The following is a 26,128-nucleotide window of genomic DNA, read 5'->3' on the forward strand; positions in this document are numbered from 1 at the left end:
CCTTGATAAAGGGATTGTGAGAACATGGTACGGGCGTTGGATGAAAATCCTGCGCCCGTACATTCATGTAGGGGCAGGTGAAAGAGATTATGGCGAAGCGCGACTATTACGAAGTTTTGGGTGTAACCCGCGAAGCAGATGAGAAAGAGATCAAAAAAGCGTACAAACGCTTAGCGATGAAGTATCACCCTGATCGTAATCAGGGTGATAAAGAGTCGGAAGCGCGCTTTAAAGAGATCAAAGAAGCGTACGAGATCCTCACTGATGATCAGAAAAAAGCTGCTTATGATCAGTATGGTCATGCCGCATTTGAGCAGGGCGGAATGGGTGGCGGTGCTGGTGGTTTTGGCGGCGGTGCAGACTTCGGCGATATTTTCGGTGATGTTTTTGGTGACATTTTCGGTGGCGGTCGTCGTTCACAGCGTGCCAGCCGTGGTGCTGATCTGCGTTACACCATGGAATTGACTCTGGAAGAAGCGGTTCGAGGTGTAACCAAAGAAATCAAAGTCCCTACCATGGTTGAGTGTGATGGATGCCACGGTAGCGGTGCAAAAGCGGGCAGTAAACCGACCACCTGTACAACCTGTCATGGTGCAGGCCAAGTGCAGATGCGTCAGGGCTTCTTTGCTGTTCAGCAAGCATGCCCGACCTGTCATGGCCGTGGTCAGATCATCAAAGACCCGTGCAACAAATGCCATGGTGATGGTCGTATTCAGAAAACCAAAACGCTGTCAGTTAAGATCCCTGCAGGTGTGGATACCGGTGACCGCATCCGCTTAACGGGTGAAGGTGAAGCGGGTGAGCAAGGTGCTCCGGCTGGTGATCTGTATGTACAAGTGCATGTAAAAGATCACAAAATCTTCCAGCGTGAAGAGAGCAATCTCTTCTGCGAAGTGCCGATCAGCTTTACGATGGCAGCGTTGGGTGGTGAAGTTGAAGTACCAACGCTCGATGGTCGTGTTAGCCTGAAAATTCCGGCTGAAACACAGACTGGCCGTATGTTCCGTATGCGTGGTAAAGGTGTGAAATCGGTACGCGGTGGTGCACAGGGTGATTTAATGTGCCGTGTCGTGGTTGAAACGCCGGTTAAACTGAGTGAGCGTCAAAAAGAGCTGCTCAAAGAGCTTGAAGCAAGCTGCGATGGCGATGCACGCAGTAAGCACAGCCCAAAATCTAAAAGCTTCCTTGATGGCGTGAAGAAGTTTTTTGATGATCTGACACGCTAATCGCGTTATCAGATCGTTTAAAATGATCATGTTAGCCATTATTTGAGCAAAAAAGCCTGACTGTGTTCAGGCTTTTTTATGGCCAAAAGAGTGTTATCGCCAGCAAGCTGCAGGTGTTTTATTTCCTTTATCATCAAGAGTCAGTGTGGTGCAGTTTGTATCTTTTGTTTGTGAGCCGATGGCCGTTGCGTTCAGTGTATAGGTATTTGCTGTCGCCGAAATAGGGATAGTAAATGTATAATAAGTTGAGTTGATTAACCCAATGTTTGCAGGAGTGGTATGGTATGATTTATTTATTAACCACTGCTTTTCTTGTGCTAATTGCCCTTGTAATAACTGAGTGAGCACTTCGGTACGGCGTGATTTAATTATATGGCTTTGGTAAGAGGGAATTGCTATTGCAGCAATAATAGCAACGATTGCAACGGCAATCATCATCTCTATTAACGTAAATCCTGTCTGAATTTCCTTATTTCCTTTCATACTCTTTCCTTAATATCTGGAATACAGGTCTCACCCAAATAAGTAACTGCTCGTTTTGTTCGCTAAATTGCTCATAATAGTAGCGAATAAGAAGGAGAGAGTCATGCAAAAAGGGCTGACTTTAATTGAATTGTTGATCACTATAGTGGTAGCAACCATTTTAATGGGGGTTGCTGTGCCTTCATATCAGCAATTAAAAGATAATAGAATATTAAATGACCAAGCCTCTGTGTTAATATCATTTATTGAAAGAGCCAAAATATCTGCAGTTAGAAGTAATAAAAAAATATATTTCTCACTCTATAAAAGTAATAACTCACCCGATTGGTGTGTTGGTGCTACAGATAAAATAAGTAAATGTAATTGTTTGACAAACTATAATGAATGTACTGTTAATGATCTTGTTTTTTATCATGCTGATGATAGAGGCGTTGATATCACAATAAACAATTTTCTAAATGGAAAAGGGAGTCAAGATTTCTCTTTTGATGGGAAAAGAAGTACATCGAGTAGTGGTAATATTATTTTATCAAACAACCATGCTCAAATTAAGATTAAAATATCAAATATGGGAAGACTTAGCCTTTGTTCTGATGATGGCGTAGGTGGGTATCAAAAATGTTCTTAAGAAAAGGCTACAGTCTTGTTGAACTATTAATAGCCATGGTCATTGGTAGTGCTCTCATTTTATTAGTTGGTGATGTTTATGTTAAGTCAAGCATTGCTATTAAAACCCTACAAGATACTAGATACTTAGAAAGTGAGATGAACCGTGTTTTATCACTGATAACAAAAGATATTAAACGTGCAGGGTATATTAACTTTTATAAGCGAAATATGGTAGATGGAAATCATAGTACATTTTACTATCAATATGAAAATAATGGCATGATTTATAAAAAGTCTCCTTTTTCTGTTGATGCTACAGGTGGTTGTATTTTGTTTTTTTATGATTTAGATAATAATGGTTGTATTGGTGATAATAATATAACGACTAATACATCATGTTCTGCATTCACCTCTCAAGCTTCTCAGAATGAAAATAATGAAACATTTGGTTATAAATTTGATATTGATAATAAAAACATTGATGCATCAATGAGTTTTGCAAATTCGTGTGATAATAAAAATTGGAGCTCAATGTTTGATGGAAAAAGGATAAAGGTTACGGACTTTAAAATAAAAAATATAAAACACACTGAAGTTGTTTTAGCTGATCAAATGAGTAAAGCCTATATACCCTCAATGGATATAGAGATAAAGGCCTCTATGCGGAGTAATACAGCAATTGAGCGTGTTATGTCAATGGGTATAACTCTGGAGAATTTAAGCTATGAATAAGCGCGGCTTTGCTACTTTAACGATTACACTCATGATTAGTATCATTTCTGTTATTACAGTATTTTATCTTGGAAAAGATATCTTCATTGAAACTAAAAAAACACAGGATGAAATATTACATTATGAAGCATACAATGCTGCACATTCAGGAATGATGTACACACTAAAAACAATTACTGAAAATAGTAGCCGGTTGCCTTGCTTAAAAGGAAGTGAAGAGATAAATAAAAATGGTACATTTAATAGTAACTGCTTTTGTACAACAAGTAAATTGAGTGAATCAGAAAGTAAAGCAACCTGTAGTGGTATTGCTACTTTTAGTCATGCAGACTTTAATTTTTCTTCACAGGTAGAGCACAATGAATTGGGTTTTTTTACTATTCAGTCTGAAGGTGTTTCTGGTGGCTTTAAGTCAATAGTAAAAAATATTTACCACAAAAGTGGGGGGATGAAAAAAATACCCCGTTCAGCGATTGTGTCTACAGGAGATGTGAGGGTTGTAGGTAATACATACTTTGATATTGCTAATGAAAGTAAAAATGGCGGCAGCATAGAGACTGGAGGACAGCTTTACTTTGATAGTCACCAAGGAAGCAAAAGGCCTGTTTATGATTGGGTGCCAATTTCATCAGGGAATAAAATAAATGTGAACTCAACACCTAAAGCTGTGGATGAGTCTGAGGGGTTTAACCAAAATAGTAATATTACTTACAAAAATAAAGCCTCATCAGAATATTTGGGGAAGGAGTTTATGGACTCTAGGGGAAAATTCTTAGATATAAAAACTGTGCAGCCTGATGGATCAAAACAGTGTCAATCTATGATATCTCAAATGAAAAATGCAAAAGAAAAAGGAAAATTAGAAAATCATGTTTGGTTGGATTTAGATGGGTCTTCAATCCATGAATTTAAAGTTTTTCCTTATATCGGTACAAGTGATCCTTCAGTTTGGGGATGTTATCTTGATGGCCCATTGGTTTATACAGATAAACCAATGAATATTGTTATTAATTTAACCGGTTTGCCAAAAGAGGGATCGGCTGCATATAACTATATTATAGCAAATGGATTGACTATTTACACTAATGGTGGTGGGCCTGCAAGAGGAATGATTTCGTTTATTGATAGTGTCAAAAACTCAAAGGTGAATCTAAAGTTTCAGGCAATGAATACGGTACAGTTGGTCGGTACATTAGTATTAGACAGTGAGAGTTTAGCATGGTTTGAATCCTCATTTAAATTAACATATGATTCAAAGTTGCTTAATGATATGAATGATAAACTAAAATCTCAATCAATCAAAATCGGAGCGTGGAGTGACTATTAATAGAGGGTTTGGATTGATTGAAGTATTGATATCTATGCTGATTATATCAATAACATCACTGGCCTTAGTTTCATTGCAAAAGAGTTATTTTAATTCTTATTCTGACACAGCCATGAGATTAGAGGCATATCGTATTGCTAATACAAAATTAGAAACGATTAGCCGAATGCGATCCGGCAATGAATTTAATACCATTGTGGGATCTAATGAGTTCGTTATTACAAATGGAGTTAAGTATTTTGTTGAGGTGGTAAAACCTCAGTTAATTACAATTGATAGCTATCCTGACCCCGCTGATACGAAAAAAAACATTGATATTCAAGCTAAGAAAATCAATGTGAATGTTTCACAGTGCATATTGAATGACACTTCCTGTCCGGCAGGAGAGCGTGTGAGAAAGGCATCTCTTTCGAGATTGCTCGCGGATTTAAATTATAAGTATGGTGTCAATTAATAAACATTAAATAGCTATATTTGCAATTTTATTTGCATCCCCCCTTACGATAACTGACAATTTGCGTTATCGCTTAAGAGATGAGGGATCGCTGTGCTTACTGTTTACCATTCAAATCAGCTCGATATTTTAAAATCACTGCTGTGTCAGTTAATGCGAATCGATCCGCTCGATGATCCCTTTGAATCTGATGTTATCTTGGTACAAAGCCCTGGTATGGCACAATGGTTGCGTTTACAACTTGCCGAAGAGTTTGGTATTGCCGCAAATTTGGCCTTTCCCCTGCCTGCGACTTTTATTTGGGATATGTTTATCTGTGTATTGCCAAATATTCCTAAACAGAGTGCATTTAGTAAAGATGCAATGACATGGAAGCTAATGACGCTATTGCCTGCGTTATTAGAACGCGAAGAGTTTGCTGTATTACAAGGATATCTCAGTGAGGATGATAATCAGCGCAAAACGTTTCAGTTAGCGGCTAGGGTAGCAGACCTTTTTGACCAATATCTGGTTTATCGGCCTGAGTGGATTCAAGCGTGGGAGCAGGACGATACTCCTGATGAATTAGCCGGAGAACACCCATGGCAAGCTGTGTTATGGCGCGAGCTGGTCAGCTTTACAGAAAAACTTGAACAACCTCAGTGGCACAGAGCCAATTTATATCAACATTTTATTCAACATTTAGAGCAGGCGACTACCCGCCCTGTGGGTATCCCCCCACGGCTATTTATTTTTGGTATTTCAGCGTTACCGCCGATTTATTTAGAGGCCTTGAATGCGCTGTCACGTCATTGTGATGTGCACCTGATGTTTACTAACCCATGCCGTTACTATTGGGGGGATATTCAAGACCAAAAACAGATAACGAAACGTTGGTTAACGCTCAATGGGCAATTAGGTGCACACGTTACTGCACCAGAATCAAGCGGTAATCCGCTACTGGCCTCTATGGGCAAGCTGGGGCGCGATAACCTTTATCTGCTCGCACAACTTGCACCCAATGATATTGATGCGTTTGTGGACCTTACACCTGATTCACTGCTGCACCGTGTGCAAGCTGATATTTTGCTACTTGAAGATAGTACCGTACTGATGCCAAGTCAGCGCCAGGTTCGCCATGAGATTGACACAGCAGATCGCTCCATTGTCTTTCATGCTTGTCACAGCCCGATGCGAGAAGTTGAAGTACTGCATGATCAACTACTCAGCATGTTGGCCGATGATCCTACACTGACTCCACGGGATATTTTGGTGATGGTGGCTGATATCAACCGTTATAGCCCCTATATTCAGGCTGTGTTCTCTCGTACCCGTGATAATTGTTTTATCCCATTTTCAATTTCAGATCGCAGTGCTAGTCAGGCTCACCCCATTTTACAAGCCTTTTTGACGCTGCTGAGTTTGCCGCAAAGCCGTTTTGTGGCCGAAGATATTTTGGCTTTGCTGGAAGTACCGGCACTGGCCCAAAAGTTTGCCATTAATGAAGAGGGGCTGGTGCTGCTGCGCCGCTGGGTTGAGGATTCCGGCATTCGCTGGGGGCTAGACGATCAAGCTATTGCAGAGTTGGGGCTACCGACACAGGGTAATCATTCGTGGCGCTTTGGGGTTGAGCGCATGCTGCTCGGTTATGCTATGCGCACCGAAACGGGGTTGTATGATCAGCGTCTACCGTATGATGAGGTCTCTGGCTTACAGGCAAGTCTAGTTGGCCAGCTTGCTGATCTGCTTGAAATTCTGGCTCATTGGCGTGCAGTACTGAGCCAAACTTACACCTTATCAGAGTGGTCATTACAGTTACGGGAATTACTCAGCCAACTTTTTGTGGCTGACAGTGAAACCGAAGCGGTATTGGCACTGATTGATAAGCAGATTCAGCGTTTAGTTGAACAAGCAAAGGCTGCGCAATTTAACTCACCATTATCGTTAGCAGTATTGCGAGATAGCCTAAGCAGTGCATTAGATAATGAGCGAATTAGCCAGCGTTTTTTGGCCGGACAAGTCAATTTTTGTACGCTGATGCCAATGCGCTCTATCCCTTTTCGGGTCGTGTGTTTACTTGGTATGAATGATGGTGTGTATCCGCGCACATTGCCGCCTTTAGGTTTTGATCTTATGGCTGGAACACGCGCACGGCGTGGTGATCGTTCACGACGTGATGATGATCGTTATTTATTCTTAGAGGCACTGTTGTCAGCACAAGAGCGGCTCTATATCAGTTATGTTGGGCGTTCGGTGCAGGATAATAGTGTGCGTATTCCGTCGGTTTTGGTCAGTGAGTTGCTCGATTATCTTTGTCAGAGCCAGATTTTACCGGAAGATGCCCAAAAATTAACCGTGTTGCATCAAGCTTTAGGAGATAATCCATCGGCAGATGCGATAGCAAAAAATGCTCAGGAATTGTTACAACTTAATGCTGCCGCAGAACAGCATTTACAGGCACATTTAGTCATAGAACAAACGCTTAACCCTTTTAGTGAACAGAACTTTCTTCCAGAGTCAGTTTGTTTTAGTTATGCGCATGAGTGGTTACCAGCTGCTCGACGAGAAGGTCGTGAAATTCCCGCGTTTTGGTCAGCACCATTGCGAGCATCAGACACTATCACTGACATTGAGTTAGCTTCGTTGTGGCATTTTTATCGCCATCCTATTCGTTCATTTTTTCATCAGCGTTTACGCGTTAATTTTGAAACACCTGCTACTGGAGTACCTGATGAAGAACTGTTTGATTTAGATGGATTAGCGCGTTATAGCATTGATCAGCAACTTTTAAATACCTTACTAAAGCAAGAACCATTAGAGCCATTTTTGGCACAGATTCAAGCCGAAGGGCGTTTACCGTATGGGCGTTTTGGTGAATTGGTATGGCAACGGCAACTGGGTGAAATGCAGGTTTTAAGTAGCCAAATCAGAGAGCAGCAACAAACAGTTGCCGATATTGAGGTGGATTTGCATTTTGGCACTTTACACCTAACAGGGTGGTTAACGGGGGTGCAAGATGATGGTTTGTTACGTTGGAGACCTGGCACTTTAAACGCGGTAGATGCCTTGAACCTTTGGATTGAACATCTGGTCTATTGCAACGTGATGGCACAATATCAGGTAAAAGCAGGATACAGCTGTATGTTAGGGCGTAACAGTATGTTTAAGTTTGCCCCTTTAGAAGCAGAGGTTGCTACCCGCTATTTGCTTGAGTTAGCACAAGGTTATTGTAGCGGATTACAAACACCGTTGATGCTACTGCCAAAAAGTGGTTGGGCATGGTTGAGTAAGTGCCATGATAATGGGCAACTATTGACTGATGAGTTAAGCCAACAAAAAGCGCGCAAAGCTTTGTTAGAGTGTTATCAAGGTGGGTTTAATCGTAATGGTGAAGGTGATGATTTGTATCTACAACGCTTGTTTGGCACGTTAAATCCAACGGCATTACAGCATATTGAAGCGTGTGCAACGCGCTATTTATTACCGGTTATGAGTCATCTGACGGCATAGCAAAAGATATTATTAAGGGGAGAGAGCCCGATGAGGCAAAATAACCAACCAACACGTTGGATTGTACGGGTATGTTGTACACTGATAGTGAGTGTACCTCTGTTGTGGAGCCCATTTTCATGGTCAACATGGCAGGTATTACCTGATCCGGTACAAAAGAGCGAGCGCGATACTCGTCAGTACCAGCCGATTACCTTAGCTAATGGTATGACTGTACTGCTAGTTTCTGATCCACATGCTACGAAATCACTCGCTGCAGTGACCTTACCCATAGGATCAATGGATAATCCGAACACACAACTTGGATTAGCCCACTATTTAGAACATATGATCTTAATGGGATCGAAAAAATATCCAGATCCAGATGGTTTTGCGCTGTTTCTCAATCAAAATGGTGGCAGCCATAATGCCAGTACTGCAGCATATCGCACCTCTTACTATTTAGAGGTGGAGAACAGTGCTTTTGATCAGGCCGTTGATCGTTTATCGGATGCACTGGCTGAACCCTTACTTGATCCTAAAAATGGGGATCGTGAGCGCCACGCAGTTAATGCTGAAATGGTGATGGCGCGTTCACGCGATGGGATGCGTTTAGGCGAAGTTGATGCCGAGACTATCAACCCAAAACACCCGTCTGCCCGTTTTTCCGGTGGGAATTTAGAAACACTGTCAGATAAACCGAACAGTAAACTGCATACTGCGTTGCGCAATTTCTACAATAAATATTACTCAGCGAATATTATGCAAGCCGTACTGTATTCAACACAGCCGCTGAATAAAATGGCAGAGCTGGCTGATCAGAGTTTGGGTAAAATAGCCAATCACAACATCACTGCACCACAAGTGACTGTACCGATAACAACCCCTAAAGAAGAGGGCGTTATTATTCACTATGTTCCGGTACAGCCATTAAAAGCGTTGCAAATTGAGTTTACTATTCCTAATGACAGCAGTGCATTTCGCAGTAAAGTTAGCACATACATTGCATATATGATTGATAATCGTAACCCAGGAACGTTAGCTGACTGGTTACTGCGTCAAGGGTTAGCCGATGGCATTCAAAGCAGTGCTGATCCAATGCAAGCACGTAATGGTGGCTCATTTGGGATCTTTATTTCATTAACAGATAAAGGGCTGGCACACCGTGATGAGATCATTGCCGCTGTATTCCGTTATCTCAGAGAACTGGAACAAAAAGGGGTACAAAAAAGCTACTTTGATGAGATAGCCGATGTTTTAAAATTGAGTTTTCGCTATCAGTCCGTTACCCGTGATATGAGTTATGTGGAAGACTTATCAGATAATATGTTGCGTGTTCCTGTGGCTAATGTGCTCAATGCAGGTATGTTGGCTGATCAATATAATCCAGAAGCGATTCGTCAACGTTTAGCATTGATGACAGCACAACATGCACGAATCTGGTTTATTAGCCCGCAAGAGCCACACAACAAAAAAGCCTATTTTGTTGATGCACCTTATCAAGTCAATAAAATCACTCCGGCACAATTTGCTACTTGGCAACAAATGGGAACGGCACTGAATTTAAAACTGCCCGCATTAAACCCCTATATTCCTGATGATTTTACACTGCAAAAAGCAACAGATAATCGCGGTAAACCACAGGTTGTAATCAACAAGCCAACGCTACAAGCTTGGTTAATGCCAAGTACCCTTTTTGCGGATGAGCCCAAAGGGGTGGTGACACTGACGCTGCGTAACCCTGATGCAGATAATACTGCGCGTAATCAGGTGTTATTTGCATTAACAGATTATCTCGCATCCTTGTCACTTGATGAGCTTAGTTATCAGGCGGGTATTGGTGGCATTGGTTTTAATTCATCTAATGATAATGGGCTGCAAGTCTCAGCCAGTGGCTTTACTCAACATCTACCAAAACTGATGTTAGCGTTGCTACAAGGCTATCGTGATTTTACCCCAACAGCCGCTCAGTTAGTGCAGGCCAAAGCGTGGTACCGTGATCGCCTCGCATCTGTAGATAAAGCACGAGCTTATCAACAAGCGGTTACGCCATTACAGTCACTCTCTGCAGTTCCTTACTTTGAGCGCCCAGAGCGTTTAGCTCTACTTGACAGTATTACACTGGAAGAGTTGTTGAACTACCGTACACAGTTGCTAAAACAGGCAACGCCTGCACTGTTAGCAGTGGGGAACTTTAGTCAAACACAAGTCAGTGATCTGGCTGAACAAATTAAATCTCAATTACAAACTGTAGGGGATAAACCTTGGTATGGTGACACTGTCGCTATTAAACGGGCGCACCATGGCTATTTTGATCGCCGAATCAGTGCTTCTGACTCCGCACTGGCCGCACTGTATGTTCCGTTAGGGTATGGCGAACGTGAAGGGCAAGCTCGCGCTGTACTTTTGGGGCAAATTTTACAACCGTTGTTCTTTAATCAATTGCGTACTCAAGAACAACTCGGATATGCACTGTTTAGCTATGCGATGCCTGTAGGCAGACAGTGGGGGCTCAATTTTGTGCTGCAAACACCAGATAAAACGCCTGCTTATCTGTATACACGCTATCAGGCATTTTATAAACAAGCGGCTGAACGTTTAGCCACAATGCCCGCGACGGAATTTACACAGTTTAAAAATGCATTACTAAACGAGTTGCGTCAGCCACCGCAAACACTCGATGAAGAAGCGGCCCGTTTTAGCAAAGACTTTTCACGTGGAAATACGGCCTTTAATGGGCGTAGTGAACTTATCAGTGCTATCGAGCCTTTGAGCTTGCAAGATGTTACTACTTTTTATCAAGACGCTGTGATACGTGGTACAGGATTATCACTATTATCAGAAGTTCAAGGTGGTAAAGAGAAAGACGGTTTTGCACAACCTGCACAGTGGAGTGCGCAACCTTCAGTTTCTGCTTTGCAAGGCGCATTAAACAAAGTAAGTAATCACTAGCAGTAAAAGGTCTGACGCGATAAGCCTTTTACACATCTGAAAGTATCAGGCATGACCGTAAGACATTACCGTATATGCTCTGCATAGCCAACCTGATTAAAATCGTTAAGAGCCTGCATTATGCAGGCTCTTTTTTTGTGGACATGAATCATAATGCGCTGAACTCACATTTTATGCGATACCGCGATGCCTGAACCAATATTGAACTGATATAATTTGATAACTTGTTGTATTTATAATAAATACTGCTTTTCACTTACCCAAGTAATAGCAAGATGGATACTGTAGGGATAACACCGAATGACCGTGCAAATACTCAATCCGCTGACTTTACCTCTATTTGGTGAGCGTCTGATCGAAGCCTCAGCAGGAACAGGGAAAACCTACACCATTGCTGCACTCTATCTACGCTTATTGCTGGGGTTAGGAGACGATGCGGCTTTTACTCGCCGTCTGCAAGTTAATGAAATATTGGTGGTTACGTTTACTGATGCAGCAACCGCCGAGCTGCGTGATAGGATCCGTGCCCGTATTCGTGGTGCGCGAATTTTTATCATGCAGTTAGTACAAGAGCCGCTGATTGCTACCCGTTTATTGCAAGAGATACACCATACTGACCCACTGCTGGCAGGTATTATTGATTCGCTAACCGATTGGCCAGAAGCAGCGAATATCCTGCTCAGTGCCGAGCGACAAATGGATGAAGCCGCGGTTTATACGATTCACGGATTTTGTCAGCGTATGCTAACGCAAAATGCGTTTGAATCGGGCGCGTTGTTTGAACAAACCTTTCTGACCGATGAGAGTGCACTAATTCAGCAAGTGGTACTTGATTTCTGGCGGCGGAATTTCTACCCATTACCACTTGATATGGCTAATGTAATTAGCCAAACCTGGGCAACGCCAGAGGCACTCAAACACGAAGTGAGCCGTTATTTAAGTGGCCCGATGCCAAAAATAAAACGCCAAGAGAGTGATACTGATCTGGTGGTTCGGCATCAGAAAATTATGGCGTTAATTACGGAACTAAAAAGCGCATGGCGGGAGGTTGCACCTGATATTGAGGCGCATATTGCTGATTCGGGTATCCCAAAAAACCGTTATCGTAAAGACTGGGTCGCAAAATGGGTTGCTGAATTAACCACATGGGCACTGCAGCTAACAGATAATTATACGCATCCTGATTGTCTTGTTCGCTTTAAACAAAGCACATTGTTAGATTTGACCAGTAAAGGGGTTGCACCTACGCTACCTATTTTTAGTCAGATTGATGCTTTTTGTGAACACTCACTTACTCTTCGCGACTTAGTAATCAACAGTGCCGTATATGAGATGCGTCTGGCGATGCAGCAGCAAAAATTAATGCGCGCTGAGTTATCATTTGATGATTTGCTTTCACATCTCTCATCAGCATTAAAAAATGATTCACTTGGTTTGCTTGGTGATGCTATTCGTCAGCGTTATCCATTGGCGATGATTGATGAGTTTCAAGATACCGATCCACAGCAGTATCACATTTTCCATACGCTATATGGTGGCAGAGAAGATACTGGCTTGTTGATGATTGGAGATCCTAAACAAGCCATTTATGCTTTTCGTGGAGCCGATATTTTTACCTATATTGAGGCTAGAAGGAATGTAAGTGCTCACTATACATTGCAAACCAACTGGCGTTCATCACACAGTATGGTTAACGCAGTAAACCGGCTGTTTTCACATGCAATAAACCCCTTCTTGTTTGAGCAGGATATTCCGTTTTTAGATGTTGCTGCATCACCTGATGCCGCAGAGCGGCAATTTTGGCTGCAAGGCGAAGTGCAACCTGCTATGCAGCTCTGTTGTCTGGGCGGTGATCGCGTTAATAACAGTGATTATCAGCAACAGATGGCCGAAGCCTGTGCTAATTCAATTGCCTCTTGGTTGCAAGCTGGCATTGAAGGCAGAGCATTGTTGGGTAAAACAGGAAAATTACGGCCCGTTGTGGCAAAAGATATTGCAGTATTAGTACGTACAGGGCGCGAAGCGGCACTGATTCGCCAAGCATTGAGCATGCGCGGGGTAGCATCTGTGTATCTCTCAAATCGGGAGAGTGTATTTTCCAGCCAAGAAGCACGCGATCTGTTACGCGTACTGCAAGCGTGTTTGCTACCAGGACAAGAGCGCCTGTTGCGTGCGGGGCTGGCAACACCGTTGCTAGGGCTGACAGCAGCTGATCTTGATTTGCTCAATGGTGATGAATGGCGCTGGGAGATGGCGGTTGCCGAATTTGAAGAGTATCGGCAAAAATGGTTAAAACATGGCGTATTGCCGATGCTACGCCAATTGATCCAACAGCGAAAATTGGCTGAGAACTTGTTGGCTGGCAGTGAAGGTGAGCGTCGACTAACAAACTTGTTGCATGTTGGTGAATTATTGCAAGAAGCGGCTGCCGAACAAGAGAGTGAGCATGCTCTATTGCGTTGGTTAGCACGGCAAATTGACCAGCCACAGCGTGGTGGAGATGATCCACAACTGCGTCTGGAAAGTGATCAAAATCTAGTGCAGATAGTCACCATCCACAAATCGAAAGGGTTGGAGTATCCGCTGGTCTGGTTGCCGTTTGCTTGCTCATTTCGGGCTGCAAAAGGCGATTTTTATCACGATGAGAGCCTGTCTGCCGTGCTGGATTTAACTGGTTCAGAAGAGGCGAAAGGGCGTGCCGAACGCGAGCGGCTCGCTGAAGATGTGCGCCTAATTTATGTGGCACTGACCCGTGCGGTGTATCAATGTCAAATCGGAATCGCCCCCTTATCTGCTGGGCGCGGTAAAAGTGAAAACAGCAAAAATAAAGAGACCGATCTGCACTTAAGTGCGTTAGGTTATCTGTTGCAACAGGGGCAAGCTGGAGATGCTTCGTTACTTGAAATGGCTTGTGCAACATTAGCGAACCAAGATATAGCCTTAACCGCCCCAAATATGGAGGCGATCAGTACATTATCATCGGTAAAAGCCCCCCAGAACACACTCGTGGTGCGCGAGTTTCAGGGGCGAATTGAACGCAACTGGTGGGTAACGAGCTACTCAAATTTGAGCCGTCATCAAGATGCAAGCGAGTGGCTGCCACGCTTTGATCATGATGCTGCCGGAGAGCAGTTACAACCGCTAGGCAGCTCAGACAATGCAAGGGATACAAAGAGTATCGCCAGTTCAGACAATACCGAGCAGGCAGCGTTTTCCCATTCAGACAGCACAGATTTGGCCGAATATCCAAGCGAACCTCATTTACAGAATGCCGATCTCGGTACAGATAACAGTGCAGAGAACATCGCTGAAGCTGCTGAATTTGTTGAAGAAGCGATACCGGCTGAACCGATACTCTCGCCCTTTACTTTTCCACGCGGAGCACGCCCCGGCACGTTTTTACACAGCCTGTTTGAAACGCTCGATTTTGCTAATCAACAGGAATGGCCACAGCAGTTACAAACCTTGTTAGAGATGGAGGGGCTGGATCTGGCGTGGCAACCGGTGCTGCACGACTGGGTTAGCAAAGTGCTGGAAACCCCACTCAACGCATCGCGACAACAGCATGAAATTGAACATTGTGCAGTGATAAACTGCCAATCTGATTTGGCTACTGCACCGCCGGTATTGCGCTTGTCAGCGATTGCGCGCCATGCTCGTTGCGTTGAGCTTGAGTTCCATTTGCCTATTCGCACACCGTTGCAAGCAAAAAAACTCGACACTCTGTGCCGCCGTTATGATGCTTTATCGCGGCAAGCTGCACATCGCCTGAATTTTGCAGAGGTGCAGGGTATTTTGAAAGGTTATATCGATTTAGTCTTTAGCCATCAGGGTAAATTTTATGTTCTTGATTATAAATCGAATTATTTAGGGGATACGGCAGAGCATTACCATCAACAGGCCATGACTTGCGCCATGATTGAACACCGGTATGATCTGCAATATCAGCTATACACACTGGCATTACACCGTTATTTGCAGCTACGGTTGAAAGATTATGATTATGATCGTCATATTGGTGGTGTGTATTACCTCTTTTTACGTGGAATGAATGGCTATGATCCTAAATACGGTGTGTATGCACAGCGCCCTGAAAAAGCTCTGATTATGGAGTTAGATCAGCTATTTAGTGGTGATAAAGACGCTACTATAGCGGATGCAGTAGAGGGAGTGCAGGCATGAACCACGGTATTTTAGCTCATTTGCAGCAGTTGAGCCGTGAGCGAATTATCCGCCCGTTAGATTACCAGTTTGCCCGTTATCTGGCGCTGCATGATGCTGATCCACTGCTCGCTTTGGTTGCCGCGTTGATCAGCGCCGAAGCCGGTAATGGCCATGTCTGCCTCGATTTGCGCCAGCTAAACCCGACCCGTTTATTTGGCTTGCGTGATAGTCGCGCACTCTGGCACTGTGCCGGAGGTATTCCTACTATTGAATGGCCGGCAAGGTTACAACACTGCATGGCGGTAGGCGATGGACGCTGCGCAACACCACTCGTACTGAGCGGCAATTATCTCTATTTACACCGCTTATGGCAGGATGAAGGGCTGATTGTTGAGTATCTGCAACACAGTGAAAACCAGATTACGGCAAGCGATCAGGCACAAACCGACAACATTACGGCGCAAAAAGCGATTTTAGATCGCTTATTTGGGCAGGATGACACTGTCAACTGGCAGAAAGTGGCGGCAGCCATTGCTTGTAATCACCGTGTATCAGTAATTTCTGGTGGCCCTGGAACAGGGAAAACCACCACAGTGACCCGTTTGTTAGCCGCATTGCTATTGCAAGAGCGCCAATTACAGCAACAAAAAGCATGGCAACAAGAGCCCCCCTCTTTGCGCATTAAACTGGTTGCACCAACTGGAAAAGCGGCTGCTCGTCTGAGTGAATCAATCAGTGCTGCTCGTGAAAAACTACCGGTTGCTGCCGAGATCCAGCAAAAAATCCCGACCGAGGCTGGCACGCTGCACCGCTTACTCGGTGCACAGCCAAACAGCAGCCGCTACCGATACCATAAGGATAACCGTTTGCATCTTGATCTGCTGGTAGTGGATGAAGCCTCAATGGTTGATCTTTCGCTGATGGCGCGTCTGGTTGAGGCGTTACCAGACCATGCGCGGTTGATATTACTCGGCGATCGGCATCAATTGGCTTCGGTAGAAGCGGGAGCAGTGCTGGGGGATATCTGCCGTCTGGCCGATCAAGGCTACAGCCTCGATCAGGCGCAGTGGTTAAGTGCCGTGATCGGATCAGATCTGATCCCTTATGCGCAAGGCCAGGGCAATGCCTTGCGCAATCAGATCTGTTTGTTACGCAAAAGTTATCGATTTAATGAACACTCCGGTATTGGTGTGCTGGCAGGGAAAGTCAATCAGGGGGATAGCTGCAATCTGGCTATTTTGTTTAATGGCCAATACCCTGATATTCAGCAGTATCCATTAGATACAGTGCATTACAGCGCACTGTTAAAATGTTGTGTACAAGGTTATCGAGGCTATTTAATGCAACTACGCTCGCGCGCAGAGCAATTACGCGCAGGAGAGTCTGATGATCAATGGTTACCAATACGCGATATATTGCATACTTTTGCAGGGTTTCAGTTACTTTGTGCATTACGCGAAGGGCCATTTGGTGTTAGTGGATTAAATAGCGCCATTGAACGTGAACTGGAACAGGCTAAATTAATTCAGCGCGATGATGGCAACCGCTGGTATGAGGGTCGGCCGATTATGATCATGCAAAATGACAGTGTGCTGGGGCTGTTTAATGGTGATATTGGTATGACATTGGCTGATACGGATCAACAAGGGCGTACCCGCTTTCGCGTCTATTTTGAGATGCCCGATGGTAACATCAAATCATTCTTGACTAGCCGCTTACCAACACATGAAACGGTATTTGCGATGACAGTACACAAATCTCAGGGTTCTGAGTTTGCTCATACTGTTTTGGTTTTGCCGGATAAACACAGCCCGCTGCTGTCGCGCGAGCTGGTCTATACCGCCATTACACGCGCAAAACAGCAGCTAGAGTTGTATACCGATATGCATGTATTGCAACAGGCAATCAATACCCCTACAGTCCGGCGCAGTGGGTTTCACGATAGACTTATGCAAACAACTACACCACATCAGTAATCAGGATTTTTGACTGGCGCTGGTAGTTATACAGCGCCTGTTTTTTCTCTGGTAATACATCCACATTAGCAGGGCTAAAACCCCGCTCCTGAAACCAATGAATACTGCGGGTCGTCAGCACAAACAACTGCTTTAAGCCCAAACGCTTTGCTTGCACTAATACTCGATCGAGCAGTACATCACCGCGCGAAGAGTTGCGGTATTCAGGATGAACCGCAACACACGCCATCTCGCCCATCTGCTCATCAGTAAATGGGTAGAGTGCTGCGCAGGCAATGACCAGCCCATCACGCTCAACTAAAGTAAACTGGTTGATCTCAATTTCAAGCTGCTCACGTGAGCGGCGTACTAAAATACCTTGCTCTTCGAGTGGCCGGATCAATGCCAAAATACCACCAATATCATCAATGGTCGCCGAACGCACCTGCTCGGCACTTTCCATGACAATTTGTGTGCCAATCCCTTCGCGTGAGAAGAGCTCTTGCAACAGAGCGCCGTCTTCCACATAACTAAGTAAATGGCAGCGTTTTACGCCAGCACGGCAAGTTGTTACCGCGGCACGTAAAAAACGCACAGTAGCTGAATGGTAATCACCTTGCATCTCTTGCGCTTGGATCAGTGTTAAGGCTTCACTGGGAAACAACTCAGAGATGACCTCTCCTTCAGCGGTTATCGCTCCACGTTCGGCACAAAATCCCAGCATTTTATCGGCATCGAGTTTAATCGCCAGTTGGGTAGCAATCTCTTCAGAGGTCAGATTAAAACTCTCGCCGGTGACTGAAACAGCAACTGGCCCAAGTAGCACGACACTGTTGTTATTGAGCTGGCGGCGAATCCCCTCAACGTCAATCCGGCGAATGCGCCCGCTGTGGCAATAATCGGTACCGTCATCAACGCCGAGTGGTTGCGCAATCACAAAATTGCCACTAACCACATTAATGTGTGCACCCGCCATTGGTGTATTTGATAGGCTCATTGATAAACGGGCGGTAATATCTAATTGCAGTTGCCCAGCAGCCTGTTTGACCAGATCAAGGCTACGTGCATCGGTGATCCGAATTTGCTTATGATAACGGCAAGGGTGTTGCTGTTGGCTATGCAGCCGATCTATCTGGTGGCGTGCACCGTAGACGATGACCAGCTTGATCCCTAGGCTGTGCATCAACCCAAGATCACTGATAATATTTTTATAATTACTGTGTTCGACGACTTCACCATCGAGCATGATCACAAACACCTTTCCACGGTGTGCATTCACATACGGGGCTGATTGGCGAAAGCCATGAACAAGCTCCATGCTGCGATCTTTCAATATAGGTATCCTCACTTAATTTACGGTGATTTGATGAGTGCTTGTTTGATTAATAATAGCTATTTTGTGAATAACTATTCTTTTATTTTGCTTTTTTATTCCAGTAATGTTGCATTTGCAACATTTTTTTTTAATTAAGGATAATTGTCTGCAAAATAGGCAGTTAGTAGAATAAAAAATATCTAAAATGCGCTATAGATAAATAGATAAATAGATAAATAGATAAATAGATAAATAGATAAATAGGGAAATGGAATTGAGAGCAGTGTTATCCCTCCATGAGTTTAGAAAAACAATGTATGCGGAAGTGGCGTGTTATTGTTAAATGAATATCAACTACTCTTTATATGAATGGAACTCTAATGCATTAATTTCTCTCAATAAGAGTAACACCTCATTTAAAAATGAATAAGAGTTTATAGATAGAGAAAACGATAAGAGTAGCAAGAGGAAGAAGATCAGAGAGATTTATTTATAATAGAATTAATATTCTAAAAATTAATATCATACAAATAAAAAAGCTTTTGAGTTAATCGAAACACATCAATACTAAAGTAGAAAATAAAAAGAGGATAAACAGTGCGGAGTAAATAAAAAAAACCACACAGATATTGGCTATGTGGCTCAGTATTGACTAATTTTAAAAGTAAAATCAGGTGGATATGACGATAGTGTTTTCTTGTTCTTAATGGCTGTAACCTATACTGTTATTTTTATTGAACAACACAGGTATTACATTCCGTTATTTTTTGCAAATGGGTAAATATTACTGATCCCTGGAAACTGGTAAGATTCACTGCGAAAGAGTGCATTATCACAACTACCGCAGACATGCTGACGGCGATAAGAGTATGCGCGTTCAACGCCAACATTATGAATATTACGGCTGTGGCAATGGTTACATTTTACTTTATTAAAATACTCACAGCTAGGATGGGTTTTCAGATATTCCTGTTTAGTCGGAAGCTTATTCCATTGGCGTGATAGACGGATATTGAGAATAAAATAACTGCTAAACAGTGCCATTGTCAGAACAAACATAATACCTGAAACAATCATCATCATCGTTGCAACCTCTGTATGCCATCACCATAGCATTTATGTGGGGAAGAGATTTGACTGTATCGCAATTAGTTACGGATAGAAAGATTTTGTTACGTCATTAACCTGTTGAATTTTAAGTGTTTATTTGTTTTTTGCTGTTTATGTGATCTACGTCATGCCACATGCTGTGGTTACAAATGTGATTTGCATCAATATTCAGCGTAATATGCTTAATTTTATCCCTATATTTTATTTTTATCTGTCATGAATAGAATAAAATAGTGAATATTTAGCCGAGTTAACAGGTTATGACTGTTTTGATGAAAACCATAATACAAGCGTAGCAGGCGAAATGGCGATAGAGAAAATAGGTAGGAGAGGGCGTAATACGGTGTAGCAAATCACCTCACAGACCGTATGGTGTACTGCCTGTGAGATGATAATAGTACGATGAGGATTATAAATTGCACAGTACGCGTTGTAATAGGCGTATCCGTGGCAAAATTGAGTCGAGCTCTAGATATTCATCTGGGCTATGAAAACCTGCCCCGATAGGGCCAAAGCCATCCAGAGACGGGATACCCAATGATGCCGTAAGATTAGCATCAGAGCCACCGCCAACCGCTTTCCAGCTAATGGCTATGTTCTCTTCTACGCCACAGCGTTCAACAAGACGCATTAATTGCTCAGTTTGAGTTGACGGTGTCATCGCGGGTTTATGTGCTTCACGCTCAATAACAATATTTACGCCCTCAATAAATGGGCTGTTTTGCAGCATCATCAATTCGTTGTGCACATCGGCGTATTCGGCGTTATCCCAAAAGCGAATATCAACCAGCAGTTCAGCATGATCAGGCACGATGTTTGCGCCATTTCCGCCTTTGACGATGCCAACATTGAGCGTTGTGCCCGATTCAAAGTTAGTCAGATCATTCATGGCAATGATCCAGTGCGCCATTTCACTGATGGATGAACGGCCATTTTCCGGCTCATTACCGGCATGAGCCGCTTTGCCGCTAAAGGTCATTTTATAGCGCGCCATGCCCTTACGCGCTTTTACCAGCGAGCCATCAGCACGTGCAGCTTCGGCAACTAGTACACATTTGCCTTTTTTAGCCAGTGATGCGATCCACTCGTGCGAGTGAATTGAGCCGATCTCTTCGTCAGGGTTCATGATCACGCAGATAGAGAGACGGTTTAACGCCTCCTGATCTAAATGGCGTAGTGCCCAGACGATATTGAGTAAACCTGATTTCATGTCGGAAACACCTGGACCGTATACACGCTGCGCATCGGTGCTCATCGGGCGTTCGGCCGCAGTGCCAACTGGAAACACAGTATCCATGTGGCCAATCAGTACCACATCAAACTGGTCAGCATCTGGTTTGTTCATGGCAACGACACCTGGGCCAGCTTGTGTGCCCAGATTAACTACCTCGGTTTTCCAACCCAGATCGCGGTATTTTTGCGCCATAATATCAGCGATAACAGCAACACCTTCTACGGTGCTAGTACCACAATCAACATTAATCAGTGGTTTGAGTTCTGCTAAATAGGCTTCGAGTTGCATTCGTATTGTCCTCAACTTCCCTTGCGATTTAGATAATGATACGCATCAGCAGCATTGCACCGAATGCATTGAGTACGGAAATTCCAATCATGACAGGGATCAGTTTGGCGCGTGTGCCGATAACGCCCAGAATACGGCCAGCGTACTGCACTTGTGAGCCCATCAGGTAAATGGCAGGGGCTAAAATGGCCAGATGCTCTCCGGTTAGTGTGCCGTCAGTGAACAGGCTTACGGCAACACCCACACCGCCACCCATTGACATCCAACCACCCAGCAGTACGGCAGCCGCTTCACCCGGCAGGCCAAATAAGCCCATCACAGGTTCAAAAATGGTGGCCATCAGCTCCAGCGCACCGGAGATCTTCAGCACTTTGATGATGACAAAGGCCATCAAAATATTAGGAACAGTGCTGGTGGTGGCAATGTTCCAGCCTTTACGTGCACCGGCAACGAAGATATCGGTGATCATCGGTTTAGTTTGTGTGCTCATCGGTTAATCCTTCTTGTAATCGGCCAGTGATTTATGCGTGTGGAGTTGCTGAAGGGGTCTGTTGTGCTTGATCGTCGTTCCCTTCTGTTGCTCTTAGGTACAGACGGAACAGGTTCGCACCCACAATTTTCATCACAAACATCACCGCGACACAGGTACCGATAGAGGCTGGAACGGCTAAATTGCCATCGCTGCCTGCGAGTGTGAACAGCACCGCACCGGAAGAGAAGAAGTTAACCAGCATTGCGCCGGCGGAAAACTGGAACATGGTAAACACATCTTTTTCGCGCTCGGTAATTTGCTTGTCATCAGCCAAAGAGCGGGTAAGAGAAGCGCCAACGTCGGCGCTTTGCAGGCTACCAATCAGTGCCAGACCGGTATTACCGGAAACCCCCATCAGCGGGCGCAGCAGGGGTGAAAGCAGCTTACGTGCGGCATCAAGTGCGCCGTAGTGCTCAAGCACGTTGATAACACCCAGTGCAAACATAACGGTCGGGATCAGGCCAAAGGCAAACAGAAAACCCTCCATTGCCCCATCACCGCCTGCACCACGCAGGGTTGATGTTGAGGTTTGTACACTGTCACCCACTTGTTTTACGCCAGTAATGACTTTACCGAATGCACCATTTAGAGTTGTAAAATCAAAAACACCTTCCCATCCGCTACTTTTCATTGCGCCAGAAAAGAAAACCAGCGCAAAGACCAAAGCAACATAAGCGCCCCAACGTACAGGGGGATTTTGTTCGGTGGTGCGTTCAGTTGGTGTTGTCATGAACCCTCTCCAAAATGGTGTAATCATCAAATAAAAATCGTTTTTTATCAGGGAAGCTCGTGTATGCAAATGACACGACTTACAAACATAAAACGTAATGCCATGGTGTGCAGTGCTCACTGATCATCGGCATTAAGGTAGTAGGCAGGATAAGCAGCAGGAGAAGATAAAAATTGATTTCGATCACGTAATGAAAAGTAAAATTGTATGGCTATTCGTAAGTTTTAACTGCGTCATGCTTTATATCTCAATATGTAGGATTTTTGGTATGGTAAAGGTTTTATTTTTAGTGTTATTGTGTTTTAAAAATGTAAGTATTAATGATGTTTTATGTGAATAGATGTGTGTGAGGAAAAAGCGGAGAGCGCAGCTATGGGAAAGAAAATAACTTAAAAGTAGTGGATATTGAGAAGCTTTAAGATAAAAAAAGTGTTGAAATAGGAAAAGTAGAAAAGAAAGGATAAATACAGAATAGATATTTTAAAGTTAAACTATAACAGATTATATCATTTAGATATAAAAAAACCACCCTTAGGTGGCTTCTTTATATTTATGTCTTAAACTTACGTTTAAGACATAAATAAAAATTTGGTTGCGGGGGCTGGACTTGAACCAACGACCTTCGGGTTATGAGCCCGACGAGCTACCAACTGCTCCACCCCGCGTCTGATGAAATGAATAATACGCCAAATGTGATTTAATGCAAGCTTTTTTAGCAATAAAACCAAAATGTTGGTGAAAAGTACAGGGTGTTTGCCACCAATGATGCTTAAGAAGGTGATAAGTAGTGTAACAGTTGTTCAGTTTCTAACTGGCCGAGTGCTACTTTTCGCAGTAATTCAGCACTGCGCTCATCGCCACCTAAACAGCGTAAAATAGCAGATTCAATATCTTGTTTTTGTAAACCTTCGCTGTCGAGATGTCGAATCCACTGATATTCAACAGATTGAGTATTACACAGTGTTTGTAAGCTGATTTTAAAGGGCTGGTAGTGTAATGGCATCTGAGCATCCTTACTCAAATTAATAGAGTTTAATAGAGTTACTGTTGTAAATTATATTTATTTTATAAATTTAATAGTAACACAACAGAAATGTTACTGAAATATAAAGTGATTGTTCTGAATACATTGCAAACACAATGTTAATGTTATTGCGAGTAGTGAGTATGCGCAGTATTGCATTTTGGTATTAGTGATTTTCTAGATTGTTGCAATTGATTTTGTTTTTTATGTCAACGCGTATTTTAAATGGCAAGGCATGCTTCTTCATTTTAGTATTTTATTTATCAGTTAATTGCTATGTTTTGCCTCTTATCCAATATACTCTTTTTTTATTTTATTAAGCATGGAGTTTCATGTGCTGCGTTTTTCGTTACGTGCTGTACTGAGCGCGACAATTTTAACCCTAGGGTTAGCAGGGTGTGCACACAAAACACCACAAACAGAGCAAAGTAAGCTGACACGTGGGCAGCAGTATAAAGATGGATTCATTACGCAACCACTTTTACCTGTTCAGCAAGTTAACAGTAATCAAAAACCGGTTAATGCAGTTGATTTCTCTCGCCAAGTTGAAAATATTAAGTCAGGTTCAGCCTCTTTGCATCGCAAAAATGCACAGACTTATGCCAACCTTTACCGTTGGTTAAATGCAGGGGCAGATCCTAAAAAATTGGCACAATTTGGTGTGCGGCCGTACCAAATGGCGGGAGGAGATAATTACGGTAATGTGATGTTTACCGGTTACTACACGCCAGTACTCAAAGCGCGTCACCATCCTGATGGAATTTACCGTTTCCCACTGTATAAGTTGCCAAAAGGGAATGCCCGTTTTACCCGTGAGCAGATCTATAACGGTGCATTAAAAGGAAAAGGGTTGGAAATTGCCTATAGTGCTTCTTTATTAGATAATTTTATGATGGAAGTGCAGGGCAGTGGATACGTTGATTTTGAGAACGGTGAGCCGTTAGTCTATTTTGGTTATAGTGGTAAAAATGGTTACAGCTATACCAGTATTGGCAAAGTACTCATTGAGCGGGGTGAAGTGCCGCGTGAGAAGATGTCACTTGCGGCGATCAGTGATTGGGTCAATGCCCATAGTCCAGCCCAAGTTCGTGAGCTGTTTGAGCAAAATCGCTCATACGTTTATTTTGCCTCGCACGTTGCAAAACCAGTGGTTGGTGCAAGTGGTATTCCGCTGGTGGCCAAAGCCTCTGTTGCTGCTGATAAACGTTTGATTCCGGCAGGCAGTGTACTGTTAGCTGAAGTGCCTGAGCTTAACGATAAAGGTGAATGGACTGGAAAACACCATTTACGCTTAATGTTAGCCCTTGATGTTGGGGGGGCCGTGAAAGGAAATCACTTTGATATTTACCACGGTATCGGCAATAAAGCAGGTAGAGAAGCCGGTTTTTATCAACATTTTGGCCGTGTGTGGGTGTTAAAATCACCGCAAGATGGTCTGCTTTAATGTAGATTATTTGTTGTAAATCCCAAATTGTTATAGCTGGCCGCATTATTTTTTTGCGGCCTATTTTTTCTGTTTGATGTTCTATTGGCAAGTAATGAGGCGTTTTCATGTCTGAGCAGCACGTTCCCCAAGCCACCGCATCGGCTGAATATCAGCAGCGTTTTGGTGGTACTGCCCGCTTATATGGCCGTTCACAAACGGAGGTGCTGCGTGCGGCTCATGTTTGTGTGGTTGGTATTGGCGGAGTAGGGTCATGGGCGGCTGAGGCCTTGGCACGCACGGGGATTGGTGCGATTACCCTGATTGATATGGATGATGTGTGTGTCACTAATATTAATCGTCAGATCCATGCGATGAGCGGTACGGTTGGGCAAGCTAAAATAGAGGTGATGGCTGAGCGAATTCGAGCCATTAACCCTGAGTGCCAGATTACGCTGATTGATGATTTTATTACCCCTGATAATCAGGCGGAGTATTTGAGCCGTGGTTACGATTATGTGATTGATGCAATTGACAGTGTTCGCCCAAAAGCGGCGATGCTGGCCTATTGCAAACGCAACAAAATTCCGGTGATTATGGTTGGGGGTGCGGGTGGTCAAATTGATCCGACCCAAATTCAAGTGGCTGATTTAACCAAAACGATTCAAGATCCGCTGGCGGCCAAGGTGCGCACTATTTTGCGCCAAGAGTACAATTTTAGTAAGAATCCGAAGCGTAAATTTGCCATTGATTGTGTGTTCTCAACTGAGCATTTGATCTATCCGCAAGCCGATGGTTCGGCCTGCGCGGTAAAACAGAGTGCCGAAGGGCCAAAGCGGATGGATTGTGCATCAGGTTTTGGCGCAGCGACGATGGTAACGGCCAGTTTTGGGTTTATTGCCGTGTCGCGGGTGATCCAGCGTTTGCTGGCAAGGGCGGCATTGAAACCTTCCGCGGTGTAGCCTTTATCGCTATCGCTATCGCTATCGCTATCGCTATCGCTATCGCTATCGCTATCGCTATCGCTATCGCTATCGCTATCGCTATCGCTATCGCTATCGCTATCGCTATCGCTATCGCTATCGCTATCGCTATCGCTATC

The 26,128-nt window shown here is 43.8% G+C and carries 19 protein-coding genes and 1 tRNA gene; 12 read left to right on the top strand and 8 right to left on the bottom strand.

Going from position 1 to position 26,128, the window contains the following annotated elements:
- Positions 1-89 precede the first annotated feature (89 nt).
- Entirely contained in the window at positions 90-1,226 is a 1,137-nt protein-coding gene (dnaJ, locus tag ACRC53_RS07190; protein ID WP_438642809.1) for a molecular chaperone DnaJ, read from the top strand.
- A gap of 93 nt (positions 1,227-1,319) precedes the next feature.
- On the opposite strand, the gene ACRC53_RS07195 is transcribed toward dnaJ, so the two are convergent.
- Positions 1,320-1,709, bottom strand: coding sequence for a type IV pilin protein (locus ACRC53_RS07195; RefSeq protein ID WP_438642810.1), 390 nt, complete (start codon positions 1,707-1,709; stop codon positions 1,320-1,322).
- Positions 1,710-1,812: 103 nt separating this feature from the next.
- Between ACRC53_RS07195 and ACRC53_RS07200 the strand changes: the two genes are divergently transcribed.
- The 8 genes from ACRC53_RS07200 (at position 1,813) to recD (ending at position 17,391) form a co-directional block, all read left to right on the top strand.
- The gene (locus ACRC53_RS07200; protein ID WP_438642811.1) at positions 1,813-2,337 is read left to right on the top strand and encodes a pilus assembly FimT family protein; all 525 of its coding nucleotides are present in this window, start codon (positions 1,813-1,815) and stop codon (positions 2,335-2,337) included.
- Positions 2,328-3,050 carry a prepilin-type N-terminal cleavage/methylation domain-containing protein gene (locus ACRC53_RS07205; RefSeq protein WP_438642812.1) on the top strand — a complete coding sequence of 241 codons (723 nt, stop codon included), beginning with the start codon at positions 2,328-2,330 and terminating at the stop codon, positions 3,048-3,050. Before ACRC53_RS07200 ends, ACRC53_RS07205 begins: the two co-directional genes overlap by 10 nt.
- On the top strand, positions 3,043-4,377 hold the full coding sequence (locus ACRC53_RS07210) for a hypothetical protein (protein WP_438642813.1): 1,335 nt from the start codon (positions 3,043-3,045) through the stop codon (positions 4,375-4,377). The genes ACRC53_RS07205 and ACRC53_RS07210 overlap by 8 nt, the downstream gene beginning before the upstream one ends.
- Entirely contained in the window at positions 4,367-4,831 is a 465-nt protein-coding gene (locus tag ACRC53_RS07215; protein WP_438642814.1) for a type IV pilus modification PilV family protein, read from the top strand. The genes ACRC53_RS07210 and ACRC53_RS07215 overlap by 11 nt, the downstream gene beginning before the upstream one ends.
- 93 nt (positions 4,832-4,924) lie before the next feature.
- Entirely contained in the window at positions 4,925-8,320 is a 3,396-nt protein-coding gene (gene recC, locus ACRC53_RS07220; protein ID WP_438642815.1) for an exodeoxyribonuclease V subunit gamma, read from the top strand.
- 30 nt (positions 8,321-8,350) lie between these two features.
- Positions 8,351-11,251, top strand: a complete 2,901-nt coding sequence (ptrA, locus tag ACRC53_RS07225) for a pitrilysin (RefSeq protein WP_438642816.1) — start codon at positions 8,351-8,353, stop codon at positions 11,249-11,251.
- Between the two features lie 300 nt (positions 11,252-11,551).
- A complete protein-coding gene (gene recB / locus ACRC53_RS07230; RefSeq protein ID WP_438642817.1) occupies positions 11,552-15,433 on the top strand; it encodes an exodeoxyribonuclease V subunit beta in 3,882 nt (1,293 codons plus the stop codon).
- 8 nt (positions 15,434-15,441) lie between these two features.
- Positions 15,442-17,391 (top strand): exodeoxyribonuclease V subunit alpha, encoded by a 1,950-nt coding sequence (gene recD / locus ACRC53_RS07235; RefSeq protein ID WP_438642833.1) that lies wholly within the window; start codon positions 15,442-15,444, stop codon positions 17,389-17,391.
- Here the strand turns inward: recD and argA are convergent.
- The 7 genes from argA to ACRC53_RS07270 all read right to left on the bottom strand — a co-directional run bounded on the left by argA (position 17,375) and on the right by ACRC53_RS07270 (position 23,582).
- Positions 17,375-18,703, bottom strand: a complete 1,329-nt coding sequence (gene argA, locus ACRC53_RS07240; RefSeq protein ID WP_438642818.1) for an amino-acid N-acetyltransferase — start codon at positions 18,701-18,703, stop codon at positions 17,375-17,377. The two genes, recD and argA, sit on opposite strands and share 17 nt — an antisense overlap.
- A gap of 732 nt (positions 18,704-19,435) precedes the next feature.
- A complete protein-coding gene (locus ACRC53_RS07245; protein WP_438642819.1) occupies positions 19,436-19,768 on the bottom strand; it encodes a hypothetical protein in 333 nt (110 codons plus the stop codon).
- A gap of 436 nt (positions 19,769-20,204) precedes the next feature.
- Complete coding sequence (locus tag ACRC53_RS07250) at positions 20,205-21,317, bottom strand: M20 family metallopeptidase (RefSeq protein WP_438642820.1); 1,113 nt, start codon at positions 21,315-21,317, stop codon at positions 20,205-20,207.
- 28 nt (positions 21,318-21,345) lie between these two features.
- Complete coding sequence (locus tag ACRC53_RS07255; RefSeq protein ID WP_438642821.1) at positions 21,346-21,807, bottom strand: YjiG family protein; 462 nt, start codon at positions 21,805-21,807, stop codon at positions 21,346-21,348.
- Between the two features lie 31 nt (positions 21,808-21,838).
- Positions 21,839-22,579, bottom strand: a complete 741-nt coding sequence (locus ACRC53_RS07260; RefSeq protein ID WP_438642822.1) for a nucleoside recognition domain-containing protein — start codon at positions 22,577-22,579, stop codon at positions 21,839-21,841.
- 589 nt (positions 22,580-23,168) lie between these two features.
- Positions 23,169-23,244, bottom strand: a tRNA-Met gene (locus ACRC53_RS07265).
- 104 nt (positions 23,245-23,348) lie between these two features.
- A complete protein-coding gene (locus ACRC53_RS07270) occupies positions 23,349-23,582 on the bottom strand; it encodes a hypothetical protein (RefSeq protein ID WP_438642823.1) in 234 nt (77 codons plus the stop codon).
- A 355-nt stretch (positions 23,583-23,937) separates the two neighbouring features.
- Here ACRC53_RS07270 and mltA point away from each other — a divergent pair, with 355 nt between their 5' ends.
- The 3 genes from mltA to ACRC53_RS07285 all read left to right on the top strand — a co-directional run.
- Positions 23,938-25,047, top strand: a complete 1,110-nt coding sequence (mltA, locus tag ACRC53_RS07275) for a murein transglycosylase A (protein WP_438642824.1) — start codon at positions 23,938-23,940, stop codon at positions 25,045-25,047.
- Positions 25,048-25,154: 107 nt separating this feature from the next.
- Complete coding sequence (gene tcdA, locus ACRC53_RS07280) at positions 25,155-25,988, top strand: tRNA cyclic N6-threonylcarbamoyladenosine(37) synthase TcdA (protein ID WP_438642825.1); 834 nt, start codon at positions 25,155-25,157, stop codon at positions 25,986-25,988.
- On the top strand, positions 25,871-26,128 hold a 258-nt coding region (locus tag ACRC53_RS07285; protein WP_438642826.1), incomplete at its 3' end, for a hypothetical protein. The genes tcdA and ACRC53_RS07285, both read left to right, overlap by 118 nt.

It is taken from the genome of Plesiomonas sp., assembly GCF_051652165.1.
Taxonomy (GTDB): domain Bacteria; phylum Pseudomonadota; class Gammaproteobacteria; order Enterobacterales; family CAMTGL01; genus Plesiomonas.

Excerpts from the sequence above, each read along its gene's own strand:
- dnaJ (WP_438642809.1), top strand. The coding sequence starts at position 90 with ATGGCGAAGCGCGACTATTACGAAGTTTTGGGTGTAACCCGCGAAGCA.
- ACRC53_RS07195 (WP_438642810.1), bottom strand. The coding sequence starts at position 1,709 with ATGAAAGGAAATAAGGAAATTCAGACAGGATTTACGTTAATAGAGATG.
- ACRC53_RS07200 (WP_438642811.1), top strand. The coding sequence starts at position 1,813 with ATGCAAAAAGGGCTGACTTTAATTGAATTGTTGATCACTATAGTGGTA.
- ACRC53_RS07205 (WP_438642812.1), top strand. The coding sequence starts at position 2,328 with ATGTTCTTAAGAAAAGGCTACAGTCTTGTTGAACTATTAATAGCCATG.
- ACRC53_RS07210 (WP_438642813.1), top strand. The coding sequence starts at position 3,043 with ATGAATAAGCGCGGCTTTGCTACTTTAACGATTACACTCATGATTAGT.
- ptrA (WP_438642816.1), top strand. The coding sequence starts at position 8,351 with ATGAGGCAAAATAACCAACCAACACGTTGGATTGTACGGGTATGTTGT.
- recB (WP_438642817.1), top strand. The coding sequence starts at position 11,552 with ATGACCGTGCAAATACTCAATCCGCTGACTTTACCTCTATTTGGTGAG.
- ACRC53_RS07245 (WP_438642819.1), bottom strand. The coding sequence starts at position 19,768 with ATGATGATGATTGTTTCAGGTATTATGTTTGTTCTGACAATGGCACTG.
- ACRC53_RS07250 (WP_438642820.1), bottom strand. The coding sequence starts at position 21,317 with ATGCAACTCGAAGCCTATTTAGCAGAACTCAAACCACTGATTAATGTT.
- ACRC53_RS07255 (WP_438642821.1), bottom strand. The coding sequence starts at position 21,807 with ATGAGCACACAAACTAAACCGATGATCACCGATATCTTCGTTGCCGGT.
- ACRC53_RS07260 (WP_438642822.1), bottom strand. The coding sequence starts at position 22,579 with ATGACAACACCAACTGAACGCACCACCGAACAAAATCCCCCTGTACGT.
- ACRC53_RS07270 (WP_438642823.1), bottom strand. The coding sequence starts at position 23,582 with ATGCCATTACACTACCAGCCCTTTAAAATCAGCTTACAAACACTGTGT.
- tcdA (WP_438642825.1), top strand. The coding sequence starts at position 25,155 with ATGTCTGAGCAGCACGTTCCCCAAGCCACCGCATCGGCTGAATATCAG.